Annotated in this window: 18 protein-coding genes; 11 read left to right on the top strand and 7 right to left on the bottom strand. The window is 63.8% G+C overall.

All coding sequences use genetic code 11. From position 1 onward, the window contains the following. Positions 1–43 precede the first annotated feature (43 nt). Complete coding sequence (gene prmB, locus JWV26_RS00620; protein WP_074916023.1) at positions 44–964, top strand: 50S ribosomal protein L3 N(5)-glutamine methyltransferase; 921 nt, start codon at positions 44–46, stop codon at positions 962–964. Between the two features lie 178 nt (positions 965–1,142). On the opposite strand, the gene JWV26_RS00615 is transcribed toward prmB, so the two are convergent. Together JWV26_RS00615 and JWV26_RS00610 are read right to left on the bottom strand one after the other, a co-directional pair. Further along, positions 1,143–1,943, bottom strand: coding sequence for a hypothetical protein (locus JWV26_RS00615; RefSeq protein ID WP_206418138.1), 801 nt, complete (start codon positions 1,941–1,943; stop codon positions 1,143–1,145). Between the two features lie 36 nt (positions 1,944–1,979). After that, on the bottom strand, positions 1,980–2,972 hold the full coding sequence (locus tag JWV26_RS00610) for an alpha/beta hydrolase family protein (protein WP_206418137.1): 993 nt from the start codon (positions 2,970–2,972) through the stop codon (positions 1,980–1,982). A 124-nt stretch (positions 2,973–3,096) separates the two neighbouring features. Here JWV26_RS00610 and aroC point away from each other — a divergent pair, with 124 nt between their 5' ends. The 5 genes from aroC (at position 3,097) to JWV26_RS00585 (ending at position 6,716) form a co-directional block, all read left to right on the top strand. Next, positions 3,097–4,188, top strand: coding sequence for a chorismate synthase (aroC, locus tag JWV26_RS00605; RefSeq protein WP_072425623.1), 1,092 nt, complete (start codon positions 3,097–3,099; stop codon positions 4,186–4,188). 13 nt (positions 4,189–4,201) lie between these two features. Further along, positions 4,202–5,353, top strand: coding sequence for an MFS transporter (locus JWV26_RS00600; RefSeq protein WP_206418135.1), 1,152 nt, complete (start codon positions 4,202–4,204; stop codon positions 5,351–5,353). Positions 5,354–5,369: 16 nt separating this feature from the next. Then, complete coding sequence (locus JWV26_RS00595; protein WP_059391496.1) at positions 5,370–5,909, top strand: acireductone dioxygenase; 540 nt, start codon at positions 5,370–5,372, stop codon at positions 5,907–5,909. 61 nt (positions 5,910–5,970) lie between these two features. Beyond that, complete coding sequence (locus JWV26_RS00590; protein ID WP_003460883.1) at positions 5,971–6,162, top strand: PLDc N-terminal domain-containing protein; 192 nt, start codon at positions 5,971–5,973, stop codon at positions 6,160–6,162. Further along, positions 6,159–6,716: a histidine phosphatase family protein gene (locus JWV26_RS00585; RefSeq protein WP_206418133.1), complete on the top strand. Its 558-nt coding sequence runs from the start codon at positions 6,159–6,161 to the stop codon at positions 6,714–6,716. Before JWV26_RS00590 ends, JWV26_RS00585 begins: the two co-directional genes overlap by 4 nt. 22 nt (positions 6,717–6,738) lie before the next feature. On the opposite strand, the gene JWV26_RS00580 is transcribed toward JWV26_RS00585, so the two are convergent. The 3 genes from JWV26_RS00580 to JWV26_RS00570 all read right to left on the bottom strand — a co-directional run bounded on the left by JWV26_RS00580 (position 6,739) and on the right by JWV26_RS00570 (position 9,422). Next, positions 6,739–7,236 carry a methylated-DNA--[protein]-cysteine S-methyltransferase gene (locus JWV26_RS00580; protein WP_072425619.1) on the bottom strand — a complete coding sequence of 166 codons (498 nt, stop codon included), beginning with the start codon at positions 7,234–7,236 and terminating at the stop codon, positions 6,739–6,741. Between the two features lie 3 nt (positions 7,237–7,239). Further along, positions 7,240–8,118, bottom strand: a complete 879-nt coding sequence (locus JWV26_RS00575; protein ID WP_206418131.1) for a DNA-3-methyladenine glycosylase family protein — start codon at positions 8,116–8,118, stop codon at positions 7,240–7,242. A gap of 284 nt (positions 8,119–8,402) precedes the next feature. Next, on the bottom strand, positions 8,403–9,422 hold the full coding sequence (locus JWV26_RS00570) for an AraC family transcriptional regulator (protein WP_206418130.1): 1,020 nt from the start codon (positions 9,420–9,422) through the stop codon (positions 8,403–8,405). Positions 9,423–9,520: 98 nt separating this feature from the next. Here JWV26_RS00570 and JWV26_RS00565 point away from each other — a divergent pair, with 98 nt between their 5' ends. From JWV26_RS00565 to JWV26_RS00545, 5 genes are all read left to right on the top strand, one after another. Continuing rightward, positions 9,521–10,996: a flavin-containing monooxygenase gene (locus JWV26_RS00565; protein WP_206418129.1), complete on the top strand. Its 1,476-nt coding sequence runs from the start codon at positions 9,521–9,523 to the stop codon at positions 10,994–10,996. Further along, positions 10,980–11,909 (top strand): alpha/beta hydrolase, encoded by a 930-nt coding sequence (locus tag JWV26_RS00560; RefSeq protein ID WP_206418128.1) that lies wholly within the window; start codon positions 10,980–10,982, stop codon positions 11,907–11,909. The genes JWV26_RS00565 and JWV26_RS00560 overlap by 17 nt, the downstream gene beginning before the upstream one ends. After that, a complete protein-coding gene (locus JWV26_RS00555) occupies positions 11,909–12,670 on the top strand; it encodes an SDR family oxidoreductase (protein ID WP_206418127.1) in 762 nt (253 codons plus the stop codon). The genes JWV26_RS00560 and JWV26_RS00555 overlap by 1 nt, the downstream gene beginning before the upstream one ends. Before the next feature lie 319 nt (positions 12,671–12,989). After that, the gene (locus JWV26_RS00550; protein WP_061242478.1) at positions 12,990–13,334 is read left to right on the top strand and encodes a ribonuclease E inhibitor RraB; all 345 of its coding nucleotides are present in this window, start codon (positions 12,990–12,992) and stop codon (positions 13,332–13,334) included. Between the two features lie 119 nt (positions 13,335–13,453). Beyond that, positions 13,454–14,161 (top strand): type 1 glutamine amidotransferase, encoded by a 708-nt coding sequence (locus JWV26_RS00545; RefSeq protein WP_206418126.1) that lies wholly within the window; start codon positions 13,454–13,456, stop codon positions 14,159–14,161. Positions 14,162–14,201: 40 nt separating this feature from the next. Here JWV26_RS00545 and JWV26_RS00540 read toward each other — a convergent pair whose 3' ends face one another. Then, positions 14,202–14,738, bottom strand: a complete 537-nt coding sequence (locus JWV26_RS00540; RefSeq protein WP_100549691.1) for a DinB family protein — start codon at positions 14,736–14,738, stop codon at positions 14,202–14,204. Positions 14,739–14,761: 23 nt separating this feature from the next. Beyond that, complete coding sequence (locus JWV26_RS00535; protein ID WP_074915997.1) at positions 14,762–15,463, bottom strand: SDR family oxidoreductase; 702 nt, start codon at positions 15,461–15,463, stop codon at positions 14,762–14,764. Between the last annotated feature and the right edge of the window lie 85 nt (positions 15,464–15,548).

Below are 15,548 nucleotides of genomic sequence, written 5' to 3'. Positions count from 1 at the left end.
CGCACTGGGCTAAACTTCCGCACTTTTCTTCCGGAGGCCGCCCGTGACTGCTCTCACTACCCGTTTACGTACCCTGCGTGATTACATCCGCTGGGCCGTCAGTCGTTTTCAGGCCGAGCAACTGTTCTTCGGCCACGGCACCGACAATGCCTGGGATGAAGCGCGTCAGTTGGTGCTCGGCGCGCTGCACCTGCCTTGGGAAATTTCCGACGCCTATCTCGATTGCCGTCTGGAAGACGACGAGCACGTTCACCTGCAGACGCTGCTCAAGCGCCGCATCGAAGAGCGCGTACCCACCGCCTACCTGCTCGGCGAGGCCTGGTTCTGCGGTTTGCCCTTCGTCGTCGATGAGCGCGTGCTGGTGCCGCGCTCGCCGATCGCCGAGCTGATCGATCGTCATTTCTCCCCCTGGCTGCCTACCGAGCCGGCGCGCATTCTCGATCTGTGCACCGGCTCCGGCTGCATTGGTATCGCCTGCGCCTACGAATTCCCCGAGGCGGAAGTGGTGCTGGGCGATCTGTCGTTCGACGCGCTGGAGGTGGCCAACCTCAATATCGAGCGCCACGGCCTGGAGGAGCGCGTGTACTGCGTGCAGGGTGATGGCTTTGCCGGGTTGCCGGGGCAGCGTTTCGACCTGATCGTCTCCAACCCGCCCTATGTCGACGCCGAGGACTTCGCCGACATGCCTGCCGAATACCAGCACGAGCCGGAGATGGGCCTGGCCTGCGGCAATGATGGCCTGGACCTGGTGCGACGCATGCTGGCCGAGGCGGCCGATCACCTCACCGAGCGTGGCGTGCTGATCGTCGAGGTGGGCAACAGCCAGGTGCATGTCGAAGCGCTGTACCCGGAAGTGGATTTCACCTGGCTGGACTTCCAGCGCGGTGGCCATGGCGTGTTCCTGCTGGCGGCCAAGCAGTGCCGCGAGCATCAGCAACTGTTTCGTTCGCGCATCGAAGGTTGATACGCGGTGCGCTACGTTAGGTCGTGTGAGCCGCCAGGAGAGGCTGTTTACGATCTTTCGAGCTAGAGCGATACAAGGCGAAAACAAGCGAGAAAGCGGAGTGTACTTTTGTACATGAGCATTTCGAGCTTGTTTTCAACGCAGTAGCGCCGACGCGCAGATGATCGTAAATAGGCTCTCAGCGCGTGGCGATCCAGATCAGCAGGCCGGCCTGAAACAGGCTGAACGCCACCAGGCAGGTGATGGTGAAGCGCAGGCCACTGTCTTCACGCTTGAGACGCTCGAGCCGATCTTCCAGCTTGCGCAGTTTGACGTCCTGCTCCTGCAGCGTCTGGTCGGCCTGCTGCAGCATCGCCGCGGCGTCCAGCAACTCGATGATCTGCACCTTCTCGGCATGCCAGTCGCCATGCAGCGAGCTGACTCGCGGTGCGCTGTAGAAGGGCTTGAGTTGCAACGGGTCGCTGTACTCGATGGTGAAACCCTGCGCCTTCAGCGCGTGGTCACGGCGGGCGCGGGCGGCGTCGTTGAAATTGTCCTTGGTCGGCAGGGCGGCGCCCTCGACCTGATAGTGCGCGTATTGCTTGCGCGCCCAGGCAATGCCCTGCGCCATGAGAAAGCGCCCCAGGCCGCGATTGGCCGGTTCTACGCTGAGGCCCTTGTCGGGGCCGAAGCGAACCTCCTTGCGCTGGTGGTCGGCCCACACCTCCAGCAGGTTATTGTGGCGATGCAGGCGCTGGCCGGGCACCTGAATGGTCAGGCGCAACAGGCTCGTGTCTTTGGCGTGGCGTTCTACCCGGCCAAGCTGGACGAAGCGCAGTGGCCGCGGGCCGGTTTCCCGGTCGACGGGCAGTGGCGCCAGACGCAGCAGGCTGAATTGCTCGGCTGGCAGGTCCGCCCAGGGATGCGGCGCGGTAGGCGTTTCGTTTGTCGCAGCTTCGGCATCTGGCGCTGGTGCCTGCGGGGCTGGGTTTTCGCTCATGGGCGTCCTGTGTACTGTTCGATGGCCTTCGATGCGTTATCGGCCATTTCCCTCAGCACTGGAGCGAATGAAGGAGAGGATCCGTTCGCCCAGCGCACGGGCCAAGGGTAGCTGCGGATCGTTGTAGGACGCCAGCTGTTCGTTCCAGGGCGCCGGAGTGATGCGCATGACGTGGTTCATGCCGGCGATCATCGCCAGTTTGGCATCGGGCTTGGCCTGCTTGAGAGCTTCGGCGTTGTCCGGGCTGACCTGGGCGTCGTGGGTGCCTTGCACGATCAGTGCGGGAATCTGCAGCGCGGCGAAGTTTTCCGCTGGGTCCTGGCACAGCAGGCTGATCAGGTAGGGCTGCACGCTGGGGCGATAGATCGCTTGCAGCTCTTTTGGCACCTGCGGCTGTAGTTTGCCGCGGATCAGGTTGGCGAGGATGTGCCGGCTCTCGGCCAGCAAGGATGGCGGCAGGCGCATGGCCAGTTGCATATCCAGCACCTGGCCGATGGGGTAGGCGGGGCCGGCAATGGACACCAGGGCATCGGCCTGACTAGCGGGGGCGGCCAGGCTGGCGATCATTGCGCCTTCGCTGTGACCGATGAGAATCAGTCGATCAAAACGCGGATCGTCCCTGAGCAGCCTGGCCCAGCCTTCGGCGTCGGCCACATAGCGCTCGACGCTGAGGTCCTTTTCGTCTGGCGTGGCGGCGCGGCTGGCGGCGACGCCGCGCTTGTCATAGCGCAGGCTGGCGATGCCATTACGCGCCAAGACCTGGGCCAGCTTCTTCAGTGCATCGTTGTGGCCACCCTCGGGGTTGTTGCCATCACGGTCGGTGGGGCCTGAGCCGGCGATCAGCAGTGCTACCGGCACCGGCTTGTCGCTCTGCGGCACCAGCAGGCTGCCGTACAGGGTGCCCTGGTCGGTGTCGAGGCTGATGGGCAGTTGTCGGGTGGTGCTGGCCTGGGCCAGGCTGGTGATCAGGGTGAGGGTCAAGAGCAGGGCTCGCAGCATGATGAGGGTAGGGTAGTGGCAGGTTGGCATTGGACGCTGACTGCGGGGCAAGGTTCGGGGTGAACTGCAAGAAGGTGGCAGGTATACTCGCCCACCTTGTGAATCGGGCCTGCGCTGCGCCGGGCCTGAGCTGAATCTCGCGGAGCGTCTTCCCATGTCCGGCAATACCTACGGCAAGCTGTTCACCGTCACCACCGCTGGCGAAAGCCATGGCCCGGCGCTGGTCGCCATCGTCGACGGTTGCCCGCCTGGTGTCGAGATCTCCCTGGAAGACCTGCAGCGCGACCTCGACCGCCGCAAGCCCGGCACCAGTCGCCACACCACGCAGCGCCAGGAAGCCGACGAGGTGGAAATCCTCTCCGGCGTGTTCGAGGGCAAGACTACCGGCTGCTCCATCGGCCTGCTGATCCGCAACACCGACCAGAAGTCCAAGGACTATTCGGCGATCAAGGATCTGTTCCGTCCGGCGCATGCCGACTACACCTACCACCACAAGTACGGTATCCGCGACTACCGTGGCGGTGGCCGCAGCTCGGCGCGCGAAACTGCCATGCGCGTGGCGGCCGGCGCCATCGCCAAGAAATTCCTGGCCAGCCAGGGCATCGTCATCCGTGGCTACATGAGCCAGCTCGGCCCTATCGAGATTCCGTTCAAGACCTGGGACAGCGTCGAGCAGAACGCCTTCTTCAGCCCCGACCCGGACAAGGTAGCGGAGCTCGAGGCCTACATGGACCAGCTGCGCCGTGACCAGGACTCGGTCGGCGCGAAGATCACCGTGGTTGCCGAAGGGGTGATGCCAGGGCTCGGCGAGCCGATCTTCGACCGCCTCGACGCCGAACTGGCCCATGCCTTGATGAGCATCAACGCGGTCAAGGGCGTGGAGATCGGCGCCGGTTTCGCCTGCGTCGCCCAGCGCGGCACCGAACACCGCGACGAACTGACGCCGGAAGGTTTCCTCTCCAACAACGCCGGCGGCATTCTCGGTGGCATCTCCAGCGGCCAGCCGATCGTCGCCCACCTGGCGCTCAAGCCGACCTCCAGCATCACCACACCGGGGCGTTCCATCGACGTCGACGGCAACCCGGTGGATGTGATCACCAAGGGTCGTCACGACCCCTGCGTGGGCATTCGTGCCACGCCGATCGCGGAGGCGATGATGGCCATCGTGCTGATGGACCACCTGCTGCGTCACCGCGCGCAGAACGCCGACGTGCGCGTCACCACACCGGTGCTGCCACAACTGTGAGCCGGACGGCGGCATGAGCGCGGCCCTGCCTTACTGGCGGTTGTCCGGTTTCTACTTCTTCTACTTCGCTCTGCTCGGGGGTACGGCGCCGTTCCTGGCGCTGTACTTCGACCATCTGGGCTTTTCCCCGGCGCGGATCGGCGAGTTGATCGCCATTCCCATGCTGATGCGCTGCCTGGCACCGAACCTCTGGGGTTGGCTGGGTGACCACACCGGTCAGCGCCTGTTGATCGTGCGTTTCGGCGCGCTGTGCACCCTGGTCTGCTTCGCCGGCATCTTCTTCAGCCAAAGCTACGCCTGGCTGGCGCTGATCATGGCCACCCACGCCTTCTTCTGGCATGCGGTGCTACCGCAGTTCGAGGTCATCACCCTGGCCCACCTGCGTGAGCAGGCGGCGCGTTACAGCCAGATTCGCCTGTGGGGCAGCATCGGCTTCATCGTCGCCGTGGTCGGCCTCGGCCTGCTGTTCGAGTGGCTGAGCCTGGATGCGTATCCTGCAGCGTTGCTGGTGATCATGGCCGGTATCGTCGTCAGCAGTTTCTGGGTGCCCAATGCACAGCCTGTGCTGCGTCCGAGTCCGCTGGAGTCGGATGGCTTTGTGTGCCAATTGCGCCGCCCCGGCATCCTCGCGTTCTATGTTTGCGTCGGGTTGATGCAACTGAGCAACGGCCCGTACTACACCTTCCTCACTCTGCACCTGGAGGGCGTTGGCTACAGCCGTGGCGCCATCGGTCTGTTCTGGGCGCTGGGGGTGGTGGCGGAGATCCTGCTGTTTCTGGTCATGGCGCGGCTGCTGCAGCGCTACTCGCTGCGCGCCGTGTTACTGGCCAGCTTCCTGATCACCGCCGTGCGCTGGCTGCTGCTAGGCAGTCTGCCCCAGTACCTGCCGGTGCTGTTGCTGGCGCAGTGTATGCACGCCGCCACCTTCGGCGCGTTCCATGCCGCCTGTATCCACTTCGTGCAGCGCAGTTTCGCCGATCGCCAGCAGGGCCAGGCCCAGGCGCTGTATGTCAGCCTGGCTGGCATCGGCGGTGCGTTGGGCGCGCTGTATGCCGGTTACAGCTGGAAGGGCCTGGGCCCGGCCTGGACCTTCGCCATCGCCAGTCTGGTAGCCTTGCTGGCAGCCTTCATCATTGCCACCCGTCTGCCGCCCGAGCGGCCCTGAATCGAGTGAACCCTTCATGAGCAGCCTCGCCGTCCACCTGCACACCTCCCCGGAACTGCCGAACAAGGTTCTCAACCACGCCGACGATATCGCCAGCACCTTGTCCGCGGTGGGCATCGACTATCGCCAGCTGGAATTGCCGGCTGCGTTGCGCCCTGGTTGCGAGCAGGCCGAGTTCGACGCTGCCTATGGTCTGTGGCTGCAGGCATTCATGGGCAAGGAAGGGCATGTGCAGCAGGAGCTGTTCAACCTGCAGCGCAATCATCCGCAGAAACTGGAGCTGCGCGCTCGGTATCTAGACGAGCAAGTGCAGTCTAGCGCCAGTACCTGGTTGTTCCTGGGTGGTTTCGCCCAGCTCAGCGTGCATCTGGATGGCTACGTGTATGTGTTGCAGGGTGAGCGTGGCGACCTGCTGACGCTGCCGGCCGGCACTCGTCACTGGTTCGACCTGGGTGAAGAACCGCACGTGCTGGCGCTGCGTCTGAGCCTTGGCGACGAGACGCCAGAGCGGACGGGCGACGATATCGCCAGCCGTTTTCCGCGCCTGGGTGATTGAGGGAACCCGCGCCAGTCACCGACTATCCTATGCAGGCAACCTTTCAGACAGGAGTGTCGCCATGGGTTCTACCTTCAATGGGCTGCTCGGCCTGGTCATCCTGGCCCTGGATATCTGGGCCATCATCAACGTGGTCAAGAGCAACGCGGAAACTGGAATCAAGATTCTATGGATTCTGCTGATCGTGCTATTGCCGGTGATCGGTCTGATCATCTGGGCGCTGATGGGGCCGCGCGGCAACGTCAGAATATGACTCGCTTGTGGCTGCTGGCCTTGGCGCTGCTGCCGCTGTTCAGTGTGGCGGCAGATAACGCCGACGCCTGGCAGGCACTGCGCGAAGGTCGTGCGCTGATACTCATGCGTCACGCCACCGCGCCGGGTACGGGCGACCCGGCTAACTTCCGCCTGGGACAATGCGAAACCCAGCGCAACCTCAACGCTCAAGGGCGTGCCGAGGCCCGGCGCTGGGGCGAGTTGCTCGCGCGTCAGGGGATCGAACAGCCGCGGCTTCTCAGCAGTCGCTGGTGCCGTGCGCTGGATACGGCCAGCAACATGCAGCGCGGCCCGGTACAACCATTCGCAGCGCTGGATTCATTCTTCGGCAAGCCCGAGGATGGTGCCGAGCAGACCGCCGAGCTGATTCGCTCGATCAACCAACTGCCTGCTGGCGCGCCGTTGGTGCTGGTTTCCCATCAGGTCAATATCACCGCCTTGACCGGTATCTTTCCCGCTTCGGGCGAAGGGCTGATTCTGGCTTTGCCCCTACGTCCGCGTGCAGAGCCTCTGGCGCGCATACCCGCGCCCTAGGCACTTTTCGTAAAGAGTCTGGTTACAAAGCCAGTTGCGCCTGCGTTGGCTGCAATACACCCTCGAGTTCCAGCAACTGCTGCTTGCGCGGCAGGCCACCGGCATAGCCGGTCAGGCTGCCGTCCCGGCCGATCACGCGGTGGCAGGGCACGATGATAGAGATGGGGTTGGCGCCATTGGCTGTCCCCACCGCGCGTACGGCCTGCGGTCTGCCGATGACATTGGCCAGCTCAGAATAGCTGCAGGTGCGACCGTACGGAATGGCCAACAGCGCCTGCCAGACCGCCTGCTGGAATGCCGTGCCCCTCGGCGCCAGGCGCAGTTCGAACTGACGGCGCTTGCCGGCGAAGTATTCATCGAGCTGGCTGCACACGGCGTCCAGCTCACGGCCAGCGGGCTGCCAATGGTCTTCGATGCGCCAGGGCCGGCTGTCCAGCTCCATCAGCAACAGTTGCAGGCCGCTGTCGTCGGCTGCGATCAGCAGCGGACCGACGGGGCTGTCGTGGTAGCGGTAATGCATGACTCAGCCTCCCGAATAGTTATGCCAGAGATGCGCCGCCGCATAAGCGCGCCACGGGCGCCAGGCTTCCGCGCGTGCTTTCAAGCGGCGCGCATCGATACCTTCCGTTCCCCATACCGGCGCCTTGAGCAAACCCAGGTCGCTGGCGGGAAAGGCGTCGGCCTCACCGAACGCGCGCAGGGCGATGTACTCCGCAGTCCACGGGCCAATGCCTGGCAGGGCGCATAGCTGTTCGATCAGTGCTGCATTGCCATCGGCCAGATGCAGTTTCAGGCCGCCATCGGCAATGCGCGCGGCGAAATGCTGCAGGCACTGCACGCGTTTACCGGGCATGCCGATACCAGTCAGGTCGGCCTCGGCAAGCGCCTGCGGTGAGGGGAACAGATGGCTGATGCCCAGTGTTTCCGGCATCTCGATCCGTGTGCCGACACGCTGTACCAGGCGCCCGACTATGGTGACCGCCGCCTTGACCGTGACCTGCTGGCCGACGATGGCGCGCACTGCCTGTTCGAACGGATCGAACGCCACCGGCAGGCGCAGGCCGGGATTGCGCTGCAGCAGTGGCGCGAGCAGTTCGTCAGTGCTCAGGTGCAGGGCAATTGCCTCGGGCTCGCTGTCGAGATCGAACATGCGCCGCACGCGCTGTTCGAGTTGGTCGAGATGTGCGGGCGAGGCCAGGCGGCAGCGCAGTTCCAGCGCGTTCTGCCCTGGCAGCGGGGCAACCCGAAACCAGCCGGGTGTGCCGTCGATGCTGAAGCCGCGGCTGTAGCTGTTCGCGCTCAATGACTCCAGCCCGGGAATCGCGCGCAGAGCGAAATGGCTGTGGAACTGTTGCCAGTCCCAGGGCGGTTGGTAGGGCAGAAGCAGCGTGATGATGTTCATGGCTGGCACCCTAGCGCGGCGTTTGCGCCTTGTCAGCGTGAAGATGACTTTCAAACTGCGACGATCTTGCCTGTGTGCGGGGGGGCGCGGTGCGCACGGCGCACCCTACATGAAGCGCGTTCCAGGCGCACGGGCTTGTTGTAGGGTGCGCCGCGCGCACCAGGGGAGCCAGCGGCCATACATGGCAGCTCGTAGGGTGGACTCAGGAGCGCCAGCGAACAGTCAACACATAGTGCCTACCGTGATGGCGTACTGCTTCCGAGCGGCCGGCGTCCCGGTACGCCCTACACCAACGCTTCACGTTGATAACGCCCCGGCGTGATGCCCTTCCAGCGCTTGAACGCGTGGATGAAGTTCGACAGTTCGCCATAACCCAGGCGCTCGGCAATCTCTTCCAGGCTCAGGCCGCCGGCGGCCAGCAGCTCTTCGGCCAGCGCCTGGCGCACTTCGTCCTGCAGGGCACGGAAGCTCGTGTCTTCTTCGATCAGGCGTCGACGCAGGGTGCGGCTGCTCAAGTGCAGGCGCTCTGCGACCTGTTCCATGTCGGCGATCTGCCCCGGCGACTGCAACAGAAGCTGGCGCACCCGCCCGGCCAGACCCTGATGCCATTGATGGCGCGCCAGCAACGTCTGGCATTGCTGTTCACAGGCGCTGACCAGTTGCGGGTTGGCTCGTGGCAGTGGGTTGTCCAGCAAGTCGGCGGCAAAACCCAGGCGATTGTGCTCCGCGCCGAAGCGCGGCACCTGGCCGAAGGCGGCAATAAAGGGTGAAGCGTCAGCCGGTGCAGGCTGGCGCAGTTCCACGATCAGTAATTGCAGCGTGCTGCCCAGCAGCTCGCGCACGACCACCAGGGCACCGAGCATATCGCGCTGCACGATGAAATCATGCAGCGCCGGGGGCAGAGCGCTGTCGTCGAAATTCAGGCTGGCGATGGCGTCATCCGCGCTCAGAGTGATGCGGGTGAAGGCATAGGTCAGGCCGTGATAGCGCAGGCCAAGTTCGGCGGCCTGGCGCACCGTGGCGCTGCTGAGAATGGCGTAACCCCAGGCGCCGTAGGTGGTCAGGTGGTAGCGCCGGCCGGCCTGCAGGCCAAGATCTTCGACTGCGGGTAGTGCCTCGACTAGGTTGGCGATCAGCTGCAGCTCACGCTGCGCTTCGATCTCCCCGTTCAGGCTGGCCAACTGCACCGGGCTGAGCCCCGTTTCATGCAGGCACCTGTCCAGGCTCAGGCCCAGATCGAGCCCCAGCTGGGTGAGCAACTGAATGCTGGTGATGCTGCGGCGTGCGGGCCAGGGCGCTGACATAGATTGTCCGAAAATCACAATATCCTGGCCGACTATGCCATAACCTGGACGCGGGGGCGCAAGTAGCATCGGTTCATCGTCATACACGGGTCATCACAATGAATAACAACCCCCGTACGAACGCGCCCTGGCGCGTGTTGATCATCGGCAGCGGCTTTGCCGGTCTGGGCCTGGCCATGCAGTTGCGCAAGGCCGGCGAGGACGACTTCCTGTTGCTGGAAAAGGCCGGCGAGGTAGGCGGTACCTGGCGCGACAACAGCTATCCGGGCGCCGCCTGCGATGTGCCCTCGCACTTGTATTCCTTTTCCTTCGAGCCCAAGCACGACTGGTCGCGCAAGTTCGCGCCGCAGGCGGAGATCCACGCCTATATCCTGCAGTGCGTGGAGAAACACCGGCTGCGCCCGCACATCCGTCTGAACAGCGAAGTGCTCGGCGCCGAGTTCGATGCCGCGCGCGGTATCTGGCGTGTCGAGCTGGCAGGGGGCGAAGTGATCGAGACGCAGGTGCTGGTCAGTGCCTGCGGCCAGCTCAATCGACCGGCCTACCCGAAGCTGCCCGGTCTGGAGCATTTTCGCGGCGAGGCTTTCCATTCGGCGCGCTGGCGCCATGATCTGGATCTGACCGGCAAGCGCGTGGCGGTAATCGGTACCGGCGCTTCGGCGATCCAGTTCGTGCCGCAGATCCAGCCGAAGGTCGCCAGCCTGAGCCTGTTCCAGCGCTCGGCTGCCTATGTGCTGGCCAAGCCGGATCGCGCCTATCGACCCTGGGAGATTGCTCTAAAACAGCGTTTGCCCCTGCTGCAACGTGCCGACCGCCTCCTGCAATACCTGCATCACGAGGGCCGGGCGCTGGCCTTTATCCGCTTCCCCTGGCTGATGCGCCTGTTCCGCCATAGCTTCACCCGTCACCTGCAGCGGCAGATGCCCGATGCCGGCAAGCGTGAGCGCTTGCAGCCGAATTACCCCATGGGTTGCAAGCGTATCCTGATCAGCAACGACTACTTCCCGGCGCTGGCGCAGGCCAATGTCGACGTCGTCGACTCGGCGATTCGCGAGGTGCGCGAGCAGTCGCTGGTGACGGCCGATGGTCGTGAGCATCCCTGCGATGTGCTGATCTACGGCACCGGTTTCACTGCCACCGATTTCCTTGCGCCGATGCGCATTCGTGGCCTCGATGGGCTGGAGTTGAATCAGGCCTGGAAGGAGGGCGCCGAGGCCTACAAGGGCATCAGCGTCAGCGGTTTTCCCAACCTGTTCCTGCTCTACGGGCCGAACACCAATCTCGGCCACAACTCCATTCTCTATATGTTGGAGAGCCAGTACGCCTACGTACTGGGGTGCATGCAGGTGCTGCGCGAACAGGGGCTACGCTATCTCGACCTGCGCCCGACGGTGCAGCGCAGTTACAACGCCGAGCTGCAGCAGGCGACTCATCGAACGATATGGGAACAGGGCTGCGACAGCTGGTACAAGACCGCTACCGGCAAGAACACCAACAACTGGCCGGGGTTCACCTTCACCTATCGCCTCATGACCCGTACTCCGGAGCTTGCCGACTATGACTGCGTCCGCTGACTTCAATGCCCCCGCTGCCGAGCAGATGCTGCTGCGCGGCCTGTTGCGCGGTTTTCTGCGTCTGTTCTTCCGCAGTCTGGTACGGCCGCCGATGCCGGTGGCCGGGCAGCGTCGTGTGTTGCGTGCACTCACCGCCATCACCCTGACGCCGCGTGGCGTAAAGCGCAGCGCCGATACCCTGGCCGGGCGCCCGTGCGAATGGCATCGACCGCCTGTCAGCAGCGGCAGCGTGCTGCTCTATCTGCACGGCGGTGCCTTCATGATCGGCGGGCCGGACACGCACCGAGGCATCTGCGCCAGCCTGGCCAAACGCGCTGCCCTGGAGGTCTGCGCTCTGGATTACCGTCTGGCGCCTGAGCATCCCTACCCGGCAGCGCGCGATGATGTGGTGGCGGCTTACCAGGCATTGTTGGCGGCCGGCTATAGGCCCGAACAGATCGCCATTGGTGGCGACTCGGCCGGCGGTAACCTGAGTTTGGTCGGCTGCCTGCGCATCATCGAACTCGGCCTACCTGTGCCTGCCGCACTGGTGTGCTTCTCGCCGGTCACCGACTTCACCGGCGAGCAGATGCACGAGCCGCCAGCAGGCGACCCGCTGCTCCACCCCAGCTGGATCGAGCAGGCTGCGCAGCTGTATTGCCCGACCGACCTGCCGCGCAACGATCCGCGTATGTCGCCGCTGTTCGCCGATCTCAGCCGCCTGCCGCCGACGCTGATCCAGGTCGGCGAAGACGAGTTGTTGCTCAACGACAGCTTGCGCCTGGCCGAGCGCGCCACGGTGGCTGGGGTGAACCTGCGGCTGGAGCGTTATCCGGGGTTGTGGCATGTGTTCCAGGCGCATGTCGGCATGTTGCGCGCGGCGGATTACGCCATCGCCCGCGTGGCGGCCTTTCTCCGTGAGCGGGGTGTGTGATGAACAACATTCTCATCAGCGGCGCCGCATCGGGCATTGGCGCTGCCACCGCGCGGCTGTTTCACACGCGGGGCTGGCGCGTCGGGTTGCTCGACGTCGATGAAAAGGCGCTGTCCGCATTGGCCGCCGAGCTGGGCGGCGCCTGGCATGCGCCGCTGGATGTGGTCGATGCCGTAGCGGTGAAGGCCGCGCTGGCCGACTTCTGCACGCAGAGCGGCGGCCAGTTGCGCCTGCTGTTCAATGGTGCGGGCATCCTGCGTACCGGCGCCTTTGCCGATATTGAGCTGGAGCAGCATGCACGCCTGGTAGAGATCAATGTGCTCGGCGTGCTCAATCTTTGCCATGCGGCTTTCGCCTATCTCAAGACCACACCAGAGGCGCAAGTGATCAACATGGGCTCGGCCTCGGGGCTTTACGGCGTGCCACAACTGGCCAGCTATTCGGCCAGCAAGTTCGCTGTACGCGGCCTGACCGAGGCGCTGGAACTGGAGTGGCGCGAGCACGGCATCCGCGTGGGAGACCTGATGCCGCCATTCGTCGACACACCGATGGTGCGCAGTCAGGCGCAGCGTCCACCGGTGATGCGTCGCCTGGGCGTGCGCCTGGAGGCCGAGCAGGTCGCCGAAGCGGCCTGGAAGCAGGCCCACGCCAGCAATGTGCATCGCCCGGTGGGGCTGCAGTTCGGGCTGCTGTTCACCTTTGGGCAGATCACGCCGGGCTGGATCAACAGGTTGCTGATGGGTTGGCTCAGTCGGCCATGAGCTCGGGCGAAACTTTCAGGCTGGCCAATTGCCGCTGGTCGCCGGTTTTGTCACAAGGGCTTTCTGCACCACGCGAACCTTTCGCTCAGCGACTACTCTAGAGGAGACGGTTTTCAGTCCGGCGTTCTGCCGGGCAGTCGTCGATACGCTTGCAGTAGACACATCGAGCATCTGCTCGATTCTCGGGGCGGCGCCATTTGGGTGCTTCTGAAAACGTAGGGCGTTTTCGGAGGTTTCCGGTAGGAGTCGCGACACCGTCCGCAGGACGGTCGCATTGGGAAAGCGGTTAATCCATCCATAGCCTGAGAGGGGGTCGTTTATGAGCACAGCCTTCCACGAAGACTCCAGCACCTCGGTGCTGCGTCGGATGAAAGAAGGGGGATTCGACTTCGCCCAGTTTCACCCGATCGAGTTCTACGCCATTTTTCCCGACGAAGAACGGGCCAGAATGGCAGCCAGAAACTTTCGCGGCGAGTCGCTCAACGCTCAGATATCCGCCCGTGAGGACGGCATCTGGCACCTGCAAATCAGCAAAGTGATGTACGCCACCCATGCCGGTATCGGCGAGTTCGAACATGACCTGGAGTCCATCGTCGTCCCGCTGGGCGGCAAGATGGATGGTTGGGGCGTTACCCAGGAGGTGAAAGCGTCAGCCATGCGTTAGGGACTGCAGCGGCGTCCATCAGCTCAGACCATCGGCCGGCTGTCCGGCCGATGGCTTCAACTCCCAACCCACCTCGACTTGCCAATCCTTCTCGCGCAGACTGCGCGGCGGAGGTAGCTATGGCCGATGTTCTGATCCTGACTCATATCGATTATTGCCCGCCAGCCCATCTGGCGCAGGTGCTGCAGGCGCGTGACTGCAGTTTCGACGTGCTGCGCGTCGACCTGGGTGAACTGCACGGTTACGACCTAGAGCGGCCCAAGGCGGTCGCCGTGATGGGTGGGCCGATGAGCGTCAATGACCCGTTGCCCTGGATCGCCGATGAAGTGGCAGCGTTGCAGCGCTTTATCGAGCGTGACATCCCCATCATTGGTCACTGCCTGGGCGGCCAATTGCTGGCCAAGGCACTGGGCGCCAGCATCCACCGCATGTCCTACACCGAAGCAGGTTGGCAGCGCATGCAGCGCCGATCAGAAGCAGCCGATAGCCCCTGGTTGGCACATTTGCCTGCAGCGTTCGGCATTTTTCAGTGGCATGGCGACACCTTCTCGCTACCTGAAGGTGCTCAACCCCTGCTGAGCAGCCGCTGGTGCGACAATCAGGCCTTCGCCTGGGGTGACAAGGTGCTGGCGCTGCAGGGCCACCCGGAGATGACCGAAGATCTGATCGCGCTCTGGCTAGACGACTGGGCGCACCTGCTCGATGCCAGCCAGCCCAGCCAGCAGAGCATCGCCGAGATGCGTGACGACCTGAGTGGGAAGGTCAGGGCATTGAACCAGGTTGCCGAAGGTTTCTACGCACACTGGCTGAAACTGGCTGGCCTTTGAGCCTGGAGAGGGCGAGGTGTGATCGGCACTTGGCCGCAGCTCAAAGCTCGTCAGGGATCAACGCCAGCAGATCGGTCACACCCACATCCACGCCCGCCTGGGTTAGTAGCGTCGTTGCCTGCCCGCGGTGATGCGTCTGGTGGTTGAACAGGTGCATCAGCAGGGCGAAGAAGTGCTTTTGCGCGGCCGCACCCTTCATGTTGCGGTAGCTCAGCGGCTGATCCAGCTGCTCTTCGCCCATCTCGGCGGCCAGGGCTTCGATGCAACTGTCCAGCTGTTTACGCAGTGCGGCCAGCTCGCGTATATCCGCACCCATCAGTTGATCCAGGCGTGTCGGCATTTCCAGCTCTGCGAGCGTTTGCAATGCCTGAAAGTTCGCCGGGTGCGCGGTGTAGCGCCCCAGCCAGATACGGTCGGCCACCAGCAGATGATTGAGCGTGCCGAGGATCGAGCCGAAGAACGCGCCGCGCTCGGTGCTCAACGCCTCGTCGGACAAGCTGGAAGCGGCTGTGTAGAGCCGTTCGTTCATCCAGCTGTTGTAGCGTGCCATCAGGCGGATATGGTCGGTTCTCTGCATGGCCAATACCTGTTCTTGTCCTTTCAGAAACGCTCGTCGGCAATGGCCGGTAGCACCAGCTCACGCACGTAACTGGCATCGGACAGGTTCAGTAGCGTTCGCACCAGAGCGACGACATCGTGCAGTGGAATCAGCTGACCTTCACCATTTTGCGCCGCCTGCTCCACTGGCGTTTGTAAGCCATCCTGGGTATTGAGGTAGCCCAGTTGCAGGCAGGTGACGGCCAGACGCTGATCGCGAAAACCTTCGCGCAGGGTCTCGGCGATGCCTTTGAGGGCGAACTTGCTGGCGCCGAAGGTGACTTCCGGGCGGCCACTTTGCGGCAGGGCCGAGGTGGAACCGGTGAGGATCAGTTGCGGCTTGGCGCCGCCGAGCAGGCGCGGTAGCAGGCGTTTGAGCAGCAGCAAGGTCGCGCCGATATTGACGCTGACCATCTCGAGAATCTGCGCGTCGTCGTCCTGCAGAAAACTGTAGTCATCCTCGAACGCGCGAGTTTCCCAGATCCCCAGGTTGTAGATGATCGCGTCCAGGCGCTGAGGCGACTGTGCTTCGATGGCGTCCACGGCCCGCAGCGGATCACTCATATCCGCCTCGATCCACTGTATGTCCGTGGCCAGATCGGCCGGGCGGCTGCGTGAAATCCCGATCAGCTCGTGGCTTGGCGCCAAACCCTCTACCAGTGCACGGCCGAGGCCTCGGCTGGCTCCGATCACCATGATGCGCATCCTGTACCTCCTTGACTCATGCAGGGATCTTCCATGACTCAGGCGAGAGTGATGCTCGCCCGAGAGAGGAAAGACTGGGACGTTA

The organism is Ectopseudomonas toyotomiensis (assembly GCF_017167985.1).
GTDB classification, from domain to species: domain Bacteria; phylum Pseudomonadota; class Gammaproteobacteria; order Pseudomonadales; family Pseudomonadaceae; genus Aquipseudomonas; species Aquipseudomonas toyotomiensis.
The sequence above is the reverse complement of the archived record's forward strand: the minus strand, read 5'-3'. Positions and strand labels throughout refer to the sequence as shown.